The sequence below is a fragment of the Klebsiella sp. WP3-W18-ESBL-02 genome, from assembly GCF_014168815.1.
Taxonomy (GTDB): Bacteria; Pseudomonadota; Gammaproteobacteria; order Enterobacterales; family Enterobacteriaceae; genus Kluyvera; species Kluyvera ascorbata_B.
Genome location: NZ_AP021972.1, coordinates 3,860,808 through 3,875,342, shown reverse-complemented (window position 1 = coordinate 3,875,342; position 14,535 = coordinate 3,860,808). Strand labels below are relative to the sequence as shown.

Annotated in this window: 14 protein-coding genes; 11 read left to right on the top strand and 3 right to left on the bottom strand. The window is 57.0% G+C overall.

What is annotated here, in order from left to right; genetic code table 11:
- Positions 1-7: 7 nt before the first annotated feature.
- Together H7R56_RS18500 and hpaR are read right to left on the bottom strand one after the other, a co-directional pair.
- A complete protein-coding gene (locus H7R56_RS18500; protein ID WP_106928149.1) occupies positions 8-1,276 on the bottom strand; it encodes an MFS transporter in 1,269 nt (422 codons plus the stop codon).
- 309 nt (positions 1,277-1,585) lie between these two features.
- Positions 1,586-1,999: a homoprotocatechuate degradation operon regulator HpaR gene (gene hpaR, locus H7R56_RS18495; RefSeq protein WP_106928147.1), complete on the bottom strand. Its 414-nt coding sequence runs from the start codon at positions 1,997-1,999 to the stop codon at positions 1,586-1,588.
- Positions 2,000-2,263: 264 nt separating this feature from the next.
- Between hpaR and hpaG the strand changes: the two genes are divergently transcribed.
- The 10 genes from hpaG (at position 2,264) to H7R56_RS18445 (ending at position 12,648) form a co-directional block, all read left to right on the top strand.
- Entirely contained in the window at positions 2,264-3,541 is a 1,278-nt protein-coding gene (gene hpaG, locus H7R56_RS18490) for a 4-hydroxyphenylacetate degradation bifunctional isomerase/decarboxylase (protein ID WP_106928145.1), read from the top strand.
- Positions 3,538-5,004: a 5-carboxymethyl-2-hydroxymuconate semialdehyde dehydrogenase gene (gene hpaE / locus H7R56_RS18485; protein WP_106928143.1), complete on the top strand. Its 1,467-nt coding sequence runs from the start codon at positions 3,538-3,540 to the stop codon at positions 5,002-5,004. Before hpaG ends, hpaE begins: the two co-directional genes overlap by 4 nt.
- 1 nt (position 5,005) lies before the next feature.
- Positions 5,006-5,857 (top strand): 3,4-dihydroxyphenylacetate 2,3-dioxygenase, encoded by an 852-nt coding sequence (gene hpaD / locus H7R56_RS18480; protein WP_182928332.1) that lies wholly within the window; start codon positions 5,006-5,008, stop codon positions 5,855-5,857.
- Between the two features lie 9 nt (positions 5,858-5,866).
- Positions 5,867-6,247: a 5-carboxymethyl-2-hydroxymuconate Delta-isomerase gene (locus H7R56_RS18475; protein WP_182928331.1), complete on the top strand. Its 381-nt coding sequence runs from the start codon at positions 5,867-5,869 to the stop codon at positions 6,245-6,247.
- A gap of 66 nt (positions 6,248-6,313) precedes the next feature.
- On the top strand, positions 6,314-7,117 hold the full coding sequence (gene hpaH / locus H7R56_RS18470) for a 2-oxo-hept-4-ene-1,7-dioate hydratase (protein WP_106928137.1): 804 nt from the start codon (positions 6,314-6,316) through the stop codon (positions 7,115-7,117).
- A 14-nt stretch (positions 7,118-7,131) separates the two neighbouring features.
- Complete coding sequence (hpaI, locus tag H7R56_RS18465) at positions 7,132-7,923, top strand: 4-hydroxy-2-oxoheptanedioate aldolase (protein ID WP_106928203.1); 792 nt, start codon at positions 7,132-7,134, stop codon at positions 7,921-7,923.
- A gap of 111 nt (positions 7,924-8,034) precedes the next feature.
- Positions 8,035-9,411, top strand: coding sequence for a 4-hydroxyphenylacetate permease (hpaX, locus tag H7R56_RS18460; protein WP_106928135.1), 1,377 nt, complete (start codon positions 8,035-8,037; stop codon positions 9,409-9,411).
- 9 nt (positions 9,412-9,420) lie between these two features.
- Positions 9,421-10,311 (top strand): 4-hydroxyphenylacetate catabolism regulatory protein HpaA, encoded by an 891-nt coding sequence (gene hpaA, locus H7R56_RS18455; protein WP_106928133.1) that lies wholly within the window; start codon positions 9,421-9,423, stop codon positions 10,309-10,311.
- 239 nt (positions 10,312-10,550) lie between these two features.
- On the top strand, positions 10,551-12,113 hold the full coding sequence (gene hpaB / locus H7R56_RS18450; protein WP_182928330.1) for a 4-hydroxyphenylacetate 3-monooxygenase, oxygenase component: 1,563 nt from the start codon (positions 10,551-10,553) through the stop codon (positions 12,111-12,113).
- A gap of 19 nt (positions 12,114-12,132) precedes the next feature.
- Entirely contained in the window at positions 12,133-12,648 is a 516-nt protein-coding gene (locus tag H7R56_RS18445; RefSeq protein WP_106928129.1) for a 4-hydroxyphenylacetate 3-monooxygenase reductase subunit, read from the top strand.
- Between the two features lie 183 nt (positions 12,649-12,831).
- Here the strand turns inward: H7R56_RS18445 and H7R56_RS18440 are convergent, their stop codons facing one another.
- Complete coding sequence (locus H7R56_RS18440; RefSeq protein WP_146145723.1) at positions 12,832-13,140, bottom strand: ECs_2282 family putative zinc-binding protein; 309 nt, start codon at positions 13,138-13,140, stop codon at positions 12,832-12,834.
- Between the two features lie 71 nt (positions 13,141-13,211).
- Between H7R56_RS18440 and H7R56_RS18435 the strand changes: the two genes are divergently transcribed.
- On the top strand, positions 13,212-14,516 hold the full coding sequence (locus H7R56_RS18435; RefSeq protein WP_223878944.1) for a sensor domain-containing diguanylate cyclase: 1,305 nt from the start codon (positions 13,212-13,214) through the stop codon (positions 14,514-14,516).
- The last annotated feature ends 19 nt before the right edge of the window (positions 14,517-14,535 follow it).

Below are 14,535 nucleotides of genomic sequence, written 5' to 3'. Positions count from 1 at the left end.
GCCCGGCTTAGCAGGCCGGGCTTACTTCTTGCTGCGGCTGCGGCGATTTCAGCAGCGCCCACAGAATGACGGCGCCAATGACGTCAAAGGCCGCCAGCACCGCAAACAGCGGGCTAAAGCCCAGAGTATCGGCCAGCGCGCCGACGACCAGCGCGAACAGCGTGCTCGCGGTCCAGGCGGCCATCCCGGTGAAGCCGTTGGCCGTCGCCACTTCGTTGGCGTCGAACAGATCGGCTGAAAGGGTGATCAGCGCGCCGGAAAGCGACTGGTGGGCAAAACCGCCGACGCACAGTAGCGCAATCGCAACGAACGGGCTACTGAACAGTCCGACCATTCCCGGCAGAATCATCAGCGCCGCCCCCATCGTCACCACCAGCTTACGCGACACCACAATATTGACCCCGAAGGCGCGCTGGAAAATCCCCGGTAAGTAGCCACCAATGACGCAGCCCATGTCGGCGAACAGCATGGGGATCCACGCGAACATGGCGATATCCTTCAGATCAAAACCGTAGGTGTGCACCATAAACAACGGGATCCATGCGTTGAAGGTCCCCCATGCCGGCTCGGCAAGAAAGCGGGGAAGCGCAATACCCCAGAATTTGCGCTGGCGTAGCAGCTGGCCGATATGCACTTTATCTACCGTTTTTTTCTCCGGCTGACCGGCGGTGATGTAGTTGTACTCTTCTTTGCTCAGGCTTTTACATTGGCCCGGGCGGTTATACACCAGATACCACCCCAGCGCCCAAATCACGCTGGCAATACCGACGATGATAAAGGCCAGACGCCAGCTGTGAATATAAATAGCCCATGCGACCATCGGCGGCGCAATGATCGCCCCCATTGAGGAGCCGACGTTGAAATAGCCGACGGCGACGGAACGTTCGCCGTCCGGAAACCATTCGGTGACGGATTTCAGCCCGGCGGGGATCATCGCGCTTTCGGCAAAACCGCCCAGACCACGACACAGGGCCAGACCCTGCCAGCTGCTGGTGAAAGCCGCGCCGATGCAGAAAATACCCCACATCGCGCCGAACAGGGTGTAGCCCACTTTGGTGCCAAGCGTATCAAGGACATAGCCAGCAACCGGTTGAGCAATGGTGTAGCAGGCGGAAAAGGTCGCCACAATCCATGAGTACTGTTGGGTGGTGATGTGCAGATTGTCCTGCAACGTGGGCGCGGCGGCCGAAATCGTGTTGCGGGTTAAGTAGCATAAAATGGTGCCAAGCGTGACAAGAGCCACCATAAACCAGCGCGTATGACCAGTAGTGCGCATAAAACTTACCTCTAATTCTTAGAATGGAAGTGGCCTGCGTAACAGGCGCAACGGCGGTCATACAGAGAGAAGATCAATCGTGCTGCCGGGTGGTGCTGCGGCGGCAAACTGCGGTCCTTTTATGAAATAGAGTGAATCCGTGTCACATTTTTTTCGAATACTAAACCCATGTTTCATAATTTTTTGTGATCTAATTCAAAATTATTAAGATGGTGTACCACTTAAGTGTCATGAAGGTGAGCGCACGGACATGCGCCCTCGAGGCGGGAATGTCTGCCTGAATGGCTGTAAAAACAGGCAGAGAATAGGTTATTTATCGAGCGCGATAAAATCGTGCAGCAGCGCCGTCAACTGTTTCATTTTCTCGGGGGTAAACGTCTGCTCAATTTGCAGGTAGGCCTCTTCCACCTTTGCCTGCGCGCGTTCATACAGCGCATACCCTTCTTTGGTTAACGAGACGTATAGCTTGCGCTGATCGTTAACCGGCTTCAAGCGCAGAACCAGACCATCACGCTCCATGCGGGTCAAAATACCGGTCAGGCTCGGGCGTAAAATGCAGGTCGCAGCGGCCAGATCGTGAAAATCCATCGAGGGGTTATCGACCAGCACGCGGACAATTCGCCACTGCTGCTCCGTCAGGCCGTGCTGCTTCACAATCGGGCGGAAGTAACCCATTGCGACCTCGCGCGCCTGCATCAGGGCGATGGTTAAAGAATCGTGCATTATGCCTCCTCGCACACCTCATCATTAATATATGAACAATAAAGCAATGTTGCTTTTATCAGCAGCGCATTTTCTCTGAAAGCCGCGGTTAGATCAATGGTGTTTTTGTAATGCACTGTTATATAAGGTTTATATTTTTATTTTGTAAAATTATTGTTAATGTCATCACAAAAAAATCACTTGTGTTTGCTAAATGAACAGAGGAGGCATAAAACAGATCATTAACATATTAATGAAATAAGCACTGTCGCTAAGGAGCTGTAAATGAAAGGTACCGTTTTCGCCGTGGCGCTCAACCACCGTAGCCAGCTGGATGCCTGGAGCGAAGCCTTTGAGCAGGCCCCCTATAACGCACCGCCGAAAACGGCAGTCTGGTTTATTAAGCCGCACAATACCGTCACCTGTAGCGGTGAGCCGATTCCTTTTCCGGCCGGCGAGACGGTGTTAAGCGGCGCGACGGTGGCGCTGGTGGTGGGTAAAGTCGCCAGTAAAGTGTCAGTTGACGACGCGGCGCAGTTCATCTCGGGTTATGCGCTGGCCAACGAAGTCAGTCTGCCAGAGGAGAGCTTCTATCGCCCGGCAATTAAGGCCAAATGCCGCGACGGCTTCTGCCCGCTGGGCGAGGTGGTGAATGTCGACAGCGTTGATAACCTGACCATCGTGACCGAAATTAACGGCCGGCACGCCGACCAGTGGCACACCGCCGATCTCCAGCGCAGCGCCGCCGAACTGCTGAGCGCCCTGAGCGAATTTGCCACGCTCAACCCTGGCGATGCCATTCTGTTGGGAACTCCGCACCACCGCGTGGCGCTGCGTCCGGGCGACCGCGTACGCGTGCTGGCGGAGGGCTTCCCACCGCTGGAAAACCCGGTGGTTGAAGATGCGGTGGCCAGGCCGGTAACGCGCCCCCACGAGCACGGCACGCTGTTCGCGCTGGGGCTGAACTACGCCGACCACGCCAGCGAGCTGGACTTTAAGCCGCCGGAAGAGCCGCTGGTATTTATCAAAGCGCCTAACACCGTGACCGGTGATAACCAAACCTCAGTACGTCCGAACAACGTGGAATATATGCACTACGAGTCAGAGCTGGTGGTGGTGATCGGCAAAACGGCGCGCAAGGTAGCCGAGGCCGATGCGATGGACTACGTCGCCGGCTACACCGTGTGTAACGACTATGCTGTGCGCGACTATCTGGAAAACTACTATCGCCCGAACCTGCGGGTGAAAAGCCGCGACGGTCTGACGCCCATTTCGCCCAATGTGGTGCCGAAAGCGGCCATTCCTGATCCGCATAACTTAACGCTGCGCACTTACGTTAACGGTGAACTGCGTCAGCAGGGCACCACGGCGGATCTGATCTTCAGCGTGCCGTTCCTGGTCTCTTATCTCAGCGAATTTATGACCCTGCAGCCGGGCGACATGATCGCCACCGGCACGCCGAAAGGGCTGTCCGACGTGGTGCCAGGCGACGAAGTGGTGGTGGAAGTTGAGGGTGTGGGTCGACTGGTAAACCGAATTGTCAGCGAGGAATCTGCAAAATGAAAAAGATTAACCATTGGATTAACGGCAAGAATGTTGCCAGCAAGGAGACTTTCCAGACCACCAATCCGGCTACCGGTGAGGTACTGGCTGAGGTCGCTTCCGGCGGCGAGTCGGAGATCAATCAGGCGGTGGCGGCAGCAAAAGAGGCGTTTCCGAAATGGGCTAACCTGCCGATGAAAGAGCGCGCGCGTCTGATGCGTCGCCTGGGGGATCTGATCGACCAGAACGTACCGGAAATTGCGGCGATGGAAACCGCCGATACCGGTCTGCCGATTCACCAGACCAAAAACGTGCTGATCCCGCGCGCGTCGCACAACTTTGAGTTCTTTGCCGAAGTGTGCCAGCAGATGAACGGTAAAACCTACCCGGTCGACGACAAGATGCTCAACTACACGCTGGTACAACCGGTGGGCGTGTGCGCGCTGGTGTCGCCGTGGAATGTGCCGTTTATGACCGCCACCTGGAAGGTGGCACCGTGCCTGGCGCTGGGCAATACCGCGGTGCTGAAAATGTCTGAGCTGTCGCCGCTCACGGCTGACCGTCTGGGCGAGCTGGCGCTGGAGGCGGGTATTCCGCCGGGCGTGCTGAACGTGGTGCAGGGCTACGGGGCAACTGCAGGCGATGCGCTGGTGCGCCATCACGATGTGCGTGCGGTGTCGTTTACCGGCGGCACCGCCACCGGGCGCAACATCATGAAAAACGCCGGGCTGAAGAAATACTCGATGGAGCTGGGCGGTAAATCGCCGGTGCTGATTTTTGAAGATGCCGATATTGAACGGGCGCTGGACGCCGCGCTGTTCACTATCTTTTCGATCAACGGCGAACGCTGCACCGCGGGGTCACGCATCTTTATCCAGCAGAGCATCTACCCCGAATTCGTTAAACGCTTTGCCGAGCGCGCCAACCGTCTGCGCGTCGGCGACCCGACCGACCCGAATACTCAGGTCGGCGCGCTGATTAGCAAGGCACACTGGGAAAAAGTCTCCGGCTATATCCGCCTCGGCATCGAAGAGGGCGCGACCCTGCTGGCCGGTGGCCCGGAAAAACCGAGCGACCTGCCTGCGCATCTTAAGCACGGCAACTTCCTGCGCCCAACGGTGCTGGCGGACGTCGATAACCGCATGCGGGTGGCGCAGGAAGAGATCTTCGGCCCGGTAGCTTGCCTGCTGCCGTTCAAAGACGAAGCGGAAGGGCTGCGTCTGGCCAACGACATAGAGTACGGCCTGGCCTCGTATATCTGGACCCAGGATGTCAGCAAAGTACTGCGTCTGGCGCGCGGCATTGAGGCGGGAATGGTGTTCGTTAACACCCAGAACGTGCGCGATCTGCGCCAGCCGTTCGGCGGCGTGAAGGCTTCTGGCACCGGGCGTGAAGGCGGTGAGTACAGCTTTGAAGTGTTCGCCGAGATGAAAAACGTCTGCATCTCGATGGGCGACCACCCGATTCCGAAATGGGGAGTGTGATATGGGCAAGTTAGCGTTAGCAGCAAAAATTACCCACGTACCGTCTATGTATCTCTCAGAAATTCCGGGGAAAAATTTTGGCTGCCGCCAGGCGGCGATTGACGGGCACAAAGAGATTGGTAAGCGCTGTCGTGAAATGGGCGTCGATACGATTATCGTGTTTGATACCCATTGGCTGGTGAACAGTGCCTACCACATTAACTGCGCGGATCATTTTAAGGGTGTTTATACCAGCAACGAGCTGCCGCACTTTATCCGTGACATGACCTACGACTATGACGGCAACCCTGAGCTGGGCCGCCTGATCGCCGACGAAGCCGTTGCGCTGGGCGTGCGTGCCAAAGCGCACAACATTCCCAGCCTGAAGCTGGAGTACGGCACGCTGGTGCCGATGCGTTACATGAACGCGGACAAGCACTTCAAGGTGGTGTCGATCTCCGCGTTTTGTACCGTGCACGATTTTGCCGACAGCCGCCGTTTGGGTGAGGCCATTTTAAAGGCCATCGACAAATACGAGGGCACCGTGGCGGTATTTGCCAGCGGTTCACTGTCGCACCGCTTTATCGACGACCAGCGCGCGGAAGAGGGGATGAACAGCTACACCCGCGAGTTCGACCATCAGATGGACGAGCCCGTGGTCAAGCTGTGGCGCGAGGGCAACTTCAAAGCGTTTTGCACCATGCTGCCGGAGTATGCCGACTACTGCTACGGCGAAGGCAACATGCACGACACCGTGATGCTGCTGGGGATGCTGGGCTGGGATAAGTACGACGGCAAGGTGGAGTTTATCACCGATCTGTTTGCCAGCTCCGGAACCGGGCAGGTGAACGCCGTCTTCCCGCTGCCAGCCTGAGGAGTAACCATGCCGCACTTTATTGCTGAATGCACCGACAACATCCGCGAACAGGCCGACTTACCGGGTCTGTTTAGCAAGGTTAACGAGACGCTGGCCGCGACCGGGATTTTCCCGCTCGGCGGCATCCGCAGCCGCGCGCTGTGGCTGGATACCTGGCAGATGGCTGACGGCAAGCAGGATTACGCGTTTGTGCATATGACGCTGAAAATCGGCGCCGGCCGCAGTCTGGAGAGCCGCCAGGAAGTGGGGGAGATGCTGTTCGGGCTGATTAAAATCCACTTCGCCGCGTTGATGGACAGCCGCTATCTGGCGCTGTCGTTTGAGATAGACGAACTGCACCCAACGCTCAATTACAAACAGAACAACGTGCACGCGTTGTTTAAATAAAACATTGGCACGGTCAGTCCCCTCGCCCCTTTGGGAGAGGGAGAAAACACAGCCACAGGAATCACTATGCTCGATAAACACACTCATACCCTGATTGCCCAGCGCCTCAATCAGGCCGAAAAACAGCGTGAGCAGATCCGTGCCGTCTCGCTGGATTACCCGGACATCACCCTTGAAGATGCCTATGCCGTCCAGCGCGAATGGGTCGCGATGAAGATTGCCGAAGGCAGGACGCTAAAAGGCCACAAAATCGGCCTGACCTCAAAAGCGATGCAGGCCAGCTCGCAGATTAGCGAACCGGACTACGGCGCGCTGCTTGACGACATGTTCTTCCACGACGGCAGCGATATTCCGACCGACCGTTTTATCGTGCCGCGCATTGAAGTGGAACTGGCGTTCGTGCTGGCCAAACCGCTGCGCGGACCAAACTGCACGCTGTTTGATGTGTATAACGCCACCGACTACGTGATCCCGGCGCTGGAGCTGATTGACGCGCGCTGCCACAACGTCGATCCGGAAACTCAGCGCCCGCGTAAGGTGTTCGACACCATCTCCGATAACGCGGCTAACGCGGGTGTGATCCTCGGCGGCCGCCCGATTAAGCCAGATGAACTGGACCTGCGCTGGATCTCCGCGCTGCTGTATCGCAACGGTGTGATAGAAGAAACCGGCGTGGCGGCGGGCGTACTGAACCACCCGGCCAACGGCGTGGCGTGGCTGGCAAATAAGCTGGCGCCGTACGACGTCCAGCTGGAAGCTGGGCAAATCATTCTGGGCGGATCGTTCACCCGCCCGGTGCCGGCGCGTAAGGGCGACACCTTCCACGTCGACTACGGCAACATGGGTGCGATCACCTGCCGGTTTGTATAAGGACAGAGACGATGATGAAAAACAGTTTTAAAGAGGCGCTGAAGGCTGGCCGCCCGCAGATCGGCCTGTGGCTGGGTTTGTCGAGCAGCTATAGCGCTGAACTGCTGGCGGGGGCCGGTTTTGACTGGCTGCTGATTGACGGCGAACATGCGCCGAACAATGTGCAGACGGTGCTGACGCAGCTGCAGGCGATTGCACCCTATCCCAGTCAGCCGGTGGTGCGCCCGTCGTGGAACGATGCGGTGCAGATAAAACAACTGCTGGATGTGGGTACGCAAAATCTGCTGGTGCCGATGGTGCAAAACGCTGAAGAAGCGCGCGCCGCCGTAGCCGCAACGCGTTACCCGCCGCAGGGGATTCGCGGCGTTGGCAGCGCGCTGGCGCGGGCGTCGCGTTGGAACCGTATTCCGGACTATCTCCGGCAGGCCAATGACGCCATGTGCGTGCTGGTGCAAATCGAAACCCGCGAGGCGATGAGCAATCTGGCGCAAATCCTCGACGTTGACGGCGTGGACGGCGTGTTTATCGGCCCGGCGGATCTCAGTGCCGATATGGGCTTTGCCGGAAACCCGCAGCATCCGCAAGTGCAGGAAGCCATCGAGAAAGCCATTGTGCAGATCCGCGCGGCGGGCAAAGCGCCGGGCATTCTGATGGCCAATGAAACGCTGGCGAAACGCTATCTGGAGCTGGGCGCGCTGTTTGTCGCCGTCGGCGTCGATACGACCCTGCTGGCGCGCGGCGCGGAGGCGCTAGCGGCGCGCTTTGGGGCGGAGAAAACCTCGCTGGGTTCGTCCGGCGTGTATTAACCCCTGCCGGAGGGCGCTGCGCCTATCCGGCCTACCCGTAGGCCCGGCAAGCGAAGCGCCCCGGGCAAAACCGGCTTTACCCTACGCAAATTCCCATCAGAGGAAAGGATAATGAGCGATACATCACCTGCCATCCCGCAACAAGATAATCCTGCCGAACAGCACAAGCAGCTGACGGCGGGGCAGCAGACGGTGATCAACAAGCTGTTTCGTCGTCTGGTGCTGTTTCTTTTCGTGCTGTTTATTTTCTCATTTTTAGACCGGATTAATATTGGTTTTGCCGGGCTGACGATGGGGGCGGATCTCGGCCTGAACGCGACCATGTTCGGCCTTGCCACCACGCTGTTTTACGCGACCTATGTGATTTTCGGCATTCCCAGCAACATTATGCTGAGCATTGTCGGGGCCAGGCGCTGGATTGCCACCATCATGGTGCTTTGGGGACTGGCGTCGACCGCCACCCTGTTTGCCGTCGGGCCAAAAAGCCTCTACGTGCTGCGTATGCTGGTCGGGATTACCGAAGCCGGATTTCTGCCGGGCGTTCTGCTCTACCTGACCTACTGGTTCCCGGCCTTTTTCCGCGCGCGCGCCAACGCGTTGTTTATGATTGCGATGCCGGTGACAACGGCGCTGGGGTCGATTGTCTCCGGCTATATTCTGTCGATGGACGGCCTGCTGAATTTACACGGCTGGCAGTGGCTGTTCCTGCTGGAAGGATTCCCGTCCGTGCTGCTGGGCATTATGGTCTGGTACTGGCTGGACGACTCCCCGGCGAAGGCCAAATGGCTGACCGACGAGGATAAAAAATGCCTCCAGCAAATGATGGATAACGACCATCTGACGCTGGTGCAGCCGGAGGGGGCCATTAGCCACCATGCCATGCAGCAGCGTAGCCTGTGGCGCGAGGTGTTTACGCCGATTGTGCTGATGTATACCCTGGCTTATTTCTGCCTGACCAATACCCTGAGCGCGATCAGCATCTGGACGCCGCAGATCCTGAAAAGCTTTAACGAGGGCAGCAGCAATATCACCATCGGCCTGCTGGCCGCGGTGCCGCAAATTTGTACTATTCTCGGCATGATCTACTGGAGCCGTCATTCCGACAAGCATCAGGAGCGCAAGCACCACACCGCGCTGCCGTTTCTGTTCGCTGCCGCCGGCTGGCTGCTGGCCTCCGCCACCGATCATAGCCTGATCCAGCTCCTGGGGATCGTGATGGCGTCGACCGGCTCGTTTAGCGCGATGGCGATCTTCTGGACCACGCCGGATCAATCCATCAGCCTGCGCGCCCGCGCGATTGGCATTGCGGTGATCAATGCCACCGGCAATATCGGCTCGGCGTTGAGCCCGTTTATGATCGGCTGGCTGAAAGACATCACCGGCAGCTTTAACAGCGGCCTGTGGTTTGTTGCCGCGCTGTTGGTGGTGGGGGCGGTGATTATCTGGCTGATTCCGATGAAATCGTCACGTCCGCGCGCTACGCCGTAGGGGCTGAAAATGTGCGAGAACCTGATTTATAACATTGATATCAGCAGTGAATATGATGAAAGCCTGGGCACGGATGATGTGCACTATCAGTCTTTTGCGCGGATGGCGGCTTTTTTTGGCCGCGATATGCAGGCGCATCGCCACGAGCGCTATTTTCAGATGCATTTTCTGCTTACCGGGCAAATTGAGCTTCAGCTGGACGATCACCGCTACTCCGTTGAAGCGCCGCTGTTTGTGCTGACGCCACCATCGGTGCCGCACGCTTTTATTACCGAATCTGACGCGGATGGCCACGTGCTCACGGTACATGAAAACTTGATCTGGCCGCTGCTGGAAGTGCTTTACCCCGGAACCCGCGAGGCTTTCGGCCTGCCGGGGATCTGCCTGTCGCTGGCGGATAAGCCTGAGGAACTGGCGGCGCTGGAACACTACTGGCGGCTGATTGAGCGTGAATCGCTGGCACAGCTACCCGGGCGAGAGCACACCCTGACGCTGCTGGCGCAGGCCGTTTTTACTCTGCTGCTGCGTAATGCGCCGCTCGACGACCATGCAGCCAGTGGGATACGCGGGGAGCTTAAGCTGTTCCAGCGGTTTAATTTGATGATTGACGGCCATTTTCATCAGCACTGGACCGTGCCGGACTATGCGGCGGAACTGCATATTACCGAATCGAGGTTGACCGATATCTGCCGGCGCTTTGCTAACCGCCCGCCAAAGCGACTGATTTTTGACCGTCAGCTGCGTGAAGCGAAACGGCTGTTGCTGTTTTCCGACAATGCGGTGAATAACATTGCCTGGCAGCTAGGGTTTAAAGATCCCGCTTATTTTGCCCGCTTTTTTAATCGGTTAGTCGGCTGCTCGCCGAGCGCGTTTCGCGCGCAGAAAGTACCGGTGTCGTAGTTGCCCCTCACCCTAACCCTCTCCCCATCGGGGAGAGGGGACCGACCGTGCGGTTTTTACCTACAGTGCCGCCGGGAACAGCACTAAACCCTACCCAGATCACAGAACCAAACCCCGCCTGAAAAGTACCTGCCGTTGACCTAAAAGTCTCTTCACCGATCCTCGCTTAGACGCTTCAATTAACACACAAAAACAAAACATAAATTTAACAAATCCGACGAAGACTGGAGTGTACCCTTATGAAACCTGGTGATTTCCGTGCAGATGCCAAACGCCCGTTAACCGGCGAAGAGTACCTGAAGAGCCTGCAGGATGGCCGTGAGATCTACATCTACGGCGAGCGTGTCAAAGACGTGACCACGCATCCGGCTTTCCGCAATGCGGCGGCATCCGTCGCCCAGCTGTACGATGCGCTGCACAAACCCGAAATGCAGGACAAACTGTGCTGGAACACCGATACCGGCAGCGGTGGTTACACCCATAAATTCTTCCGCGTGGCAAAAAGCGCCGACGATCTGCGCCAGCAGCGCGATGCGATTGCCGAGTGGTCGCGCCTGAGCTACGGCTGGATGGGCCGCACCCCGGACTATAAAGCGGCCTTTGGCAGCGCGCTGGGCGCTAACCCGGCGTTTTACGGCCAGTTTGAGCAGAATGCGCGCAACTGGTACACCCGCATTCAGGAAACTGGCCTGTACTTTAACCATGCTATCGTTAACCCGCCGATCGACCGCCATAAGCCGGCTGACGAAGTGAAAGATGTTTACATCAAGCTGGAAAAAGAGACCGACGCCGGGATTATCGTCAGCTGCGCGAAAGTGGTGGCGACCAACTCCGCGCTGACCCACTACAACATGATTGGCTTTGGCTCCGCACAGGTGATGGGCGAAAACCCGGACTTCGCGCTGATGTTCGTGGCGCCAATGGATGCCGAAGGGGTGAAGCTGATTTCGCGCGCCTCCTACGAGCTGGTTGCCGGGGCGACCGGTTCGCCTTACGACTACCCGCTCTCCAGCCGTTTTGATGAAAACGACGCGATCCTGGTGATGGATAAAGTGCTGATCCCGTGGGAAAACGTGCTGATTTACCGTGACTTCGATCGCTGTCGTCGCTGGACGATGGAAGGCGGTTTCGCCCGTATGTACCCGCTGCAAGCGTGCGTGCGTCTGGCGGTGAAGCTCGACTTTATCACCGGCCTGCTGAAAAAATCGCTGGAGTGCACCGGTACCTCTGAATTCCGCGGCGTACAGGCGGATCTCGGCGAGGTAGTCGCGTGGCGCAATATGTTCTGGGCGCTGAGTGACTCTATGTGTTCAGAAGCCACGCCGTGGGTCAACGGCGCGTATCTGCCGGATCACGCGGCGCTGCAAACCTACCGCGTCATGGCGCCGATGGCCTATGCCAAAATCAAAAACATTATCGAGCGTAACGTCACCAGCGGCCTGATCTATCTGCCGTCGAGCGCGCGGGATCTGAATAATCCGCAGATCGACCAGTACCTTGCGAAATACGTGCGCGGATCTAACGGTATGGATCACGTTGAACGTATCAAGATCCTCAAATTGATGTGGGACGCCATCGGCAGCGAGTTCGGTGGCCGTCACGAGCTGTATGAAATTAACTACTCCGGTAGCCAGGATGAGATTCGCCTGCAGTGTCTGCGTCAGGCGCAGACCTCCGGCAACATGGACAAAATGATGGCGATGGTCGATCGCTGCCTGTCTGAATACGATCAGAACGGTTGGACCGTGCCACACCTGCACAATAACGCTGATATTAATCTGCTGGATAAGCTGCTGAAGTAATTCGCAGCGGGAGGTCACAATGCAATTAGATGAACAACGCCTGCGTTTTCGCGATGCCATGGCCAGCCTGTCGGCCGCCGTTAACGTCGTGACTACCGAGGGGGAGGCCGGTCGCTGTGGTATCACCGCCACCGCCGTCTGTTCGGTCACGGACACGCCGCCGTCGGTGATGGTGTGCATTAATGCTAACAGCGCCATGAACCCGGTATTCCAGGGCAACGGCAGGCTGTGCGTTAACGTGCTCAATCACGAGCAGGAGATCATGGCGCGCCATTTTGCCGGTATGACCGGCATGGCGATGGACGAACGCTTTGGTCTGGCCGGCTGGCAGCGTGGCCCGCTGGCACAGCCGGTGCTGAAGGGCGCGCTGGCGAGCCTGGAAGGAGAAATTCGCCAGGTGCAGACCATCGGTAGCCATCTGGTTTATCTGGTGGAAATTCAACATATTGCATTGGCCGAAGAAGAAGGGCACGGGCTTATTTATTTCAAACGCCGTTTTCATCCGGTGATGATGGAGGCGGATGCGCTGGCATAAGCATTTTTGACTCTTATATATCCCGGCGGGTGGCAGATAATGCCACCCGTTTTTTTTACATTATGTGAAGGAGAACACTGTTTATTATCAAAAATAGGGTATGCCGGTCTGACCAGAAAAATACAAATATTTCTTGAGTATGATGGCTAATATTAATAGACCAGAGTAAAAGCGCTTTGGTTTTTACTTATCTTTATGAATAGATACATTTTTTAACTGCATTAATGCTTCACCGATCATTTCCTCTGCTTTCTGGCGGGCAAATTTGATAAGCGCATCTTTACTAAATGGGGCATCGCAGTGATGGCAACGCATTGGATGTTGATCTTCTGCGTTTTTAATTTTATCAATGTTAGTCATTTCCGTGATACCGGCGCATTTTGGGCACAAATATTGAATTGAAATCACAGGCTCGGCTCCTTTATTCTTGTTATAAAATAATGCAGGCGCACGAATCGTTAAAGTCTTAGGGGCGATTAAATAACAAGTCATTATGTTTTGGTTGACGCGATGATTAATTATTGAGCAATTTATCAACCGAATGCACCAAGGGAGAAGCGTGAATGACAATGGCGAAGCCGTCCGTGCAGCAGAATCAGAGGGATGACGGCAAACTGGCCGATCTCCTCAATCATAACACCGACTGGGTGTGGGAAGTGGATGCGCAGGGGCGCTATGTGTGGGTCTCCGAGGTGGTGACCCGCCTGCTTGGCTATCGGCCTGAAGAGGTGCTGGGACGTACGCCGCTCGATTTCATTGCGCCCGTTGAGCGGGAGAGACTAACGGCAACGTTAAGCGATATTTTTGCGTCACAAAAGCCCTTCTCAGGCCTGATAAACCGCAATCAGCGGGCGGATGGCAGTATCGTGATTATTGAAACCAGCGGGATGCCGCTGTTTGATGACCAGGGCAAGCTCACCGGCTATCGCGGTATCGATCGCGACATCTCCCGGCTGGGTGAACGCGTGCTGCAGCTCGAATCACTGTATCAGAATACGCCGTTGGCGCTGTGCGTGGTTGACCGTAACGGCATGCTGACGAAAGCCAATCGCGCGATGGGGGCGCTGCTCTGTGCGCCGGAAGAGGCGCTGATCGGCACGAATCTCAGCGCATTTATGCCGGAAGGGTATCAGCTGTTGCAGCAGGATCTTATGCAGCTTGACGCCGGCGAGGCGATTTCCAGTAAAGAGGTGTTGTTCCGGGGCCGCTATTTCTACATTAAACCCATGGCGGTGAACGATGCGGATGGCAACGTGGTGGGCGTCTCTCTGGCGTGGATGGATATTACTGACCGCAAGCTGGCGGAGCAGCAGCTGGCGCGTGCCAACCAGACGCTGTTGCAATACGCCGAGCGCGATCATCTGACCGGCCTGTTCAACCGTCGCTATATGGACGCCCGGCTCAGCGATGAAATCACCCGTGCGCAGCGAGAAGGCACCACGCTGTCGCTGTGTATGGCGGATATCGACTTTTTCAAACGCTATAACGACACCTACGGCCATCAGGCCGGAGACCGGGTACTGCAAGCCGTCGCCGAAGCGCTGAAGGGCGGTCTGCGGCCCGATGACTGCGTCAGCCGCTACGGCGGTGAAGAGTTTCTGATTATGTTGCCGAATACCACGCGAGAAAGCGCACAGGCGGTGGCCGAGCGGCTGCGTGAGCGGGTCATGGCGCTGGCCATCGATCACAAAACCAGCCCGATTGGCGGGGTGCTGACCATTAGCTTCGGCGTCATGACCTGGGACTCTCCGCAGTTTGTCTGCAGCATTCAGCAAATTGCGGATATTGCCGCCGAGCTAATCAGCAGCAGCGATACGGCGTTGTACCGGGCCAAACAGCAGGGGAGGAACCGGGTGGCGGTGGCATAAGCCGCGAGAGCCATGCGCG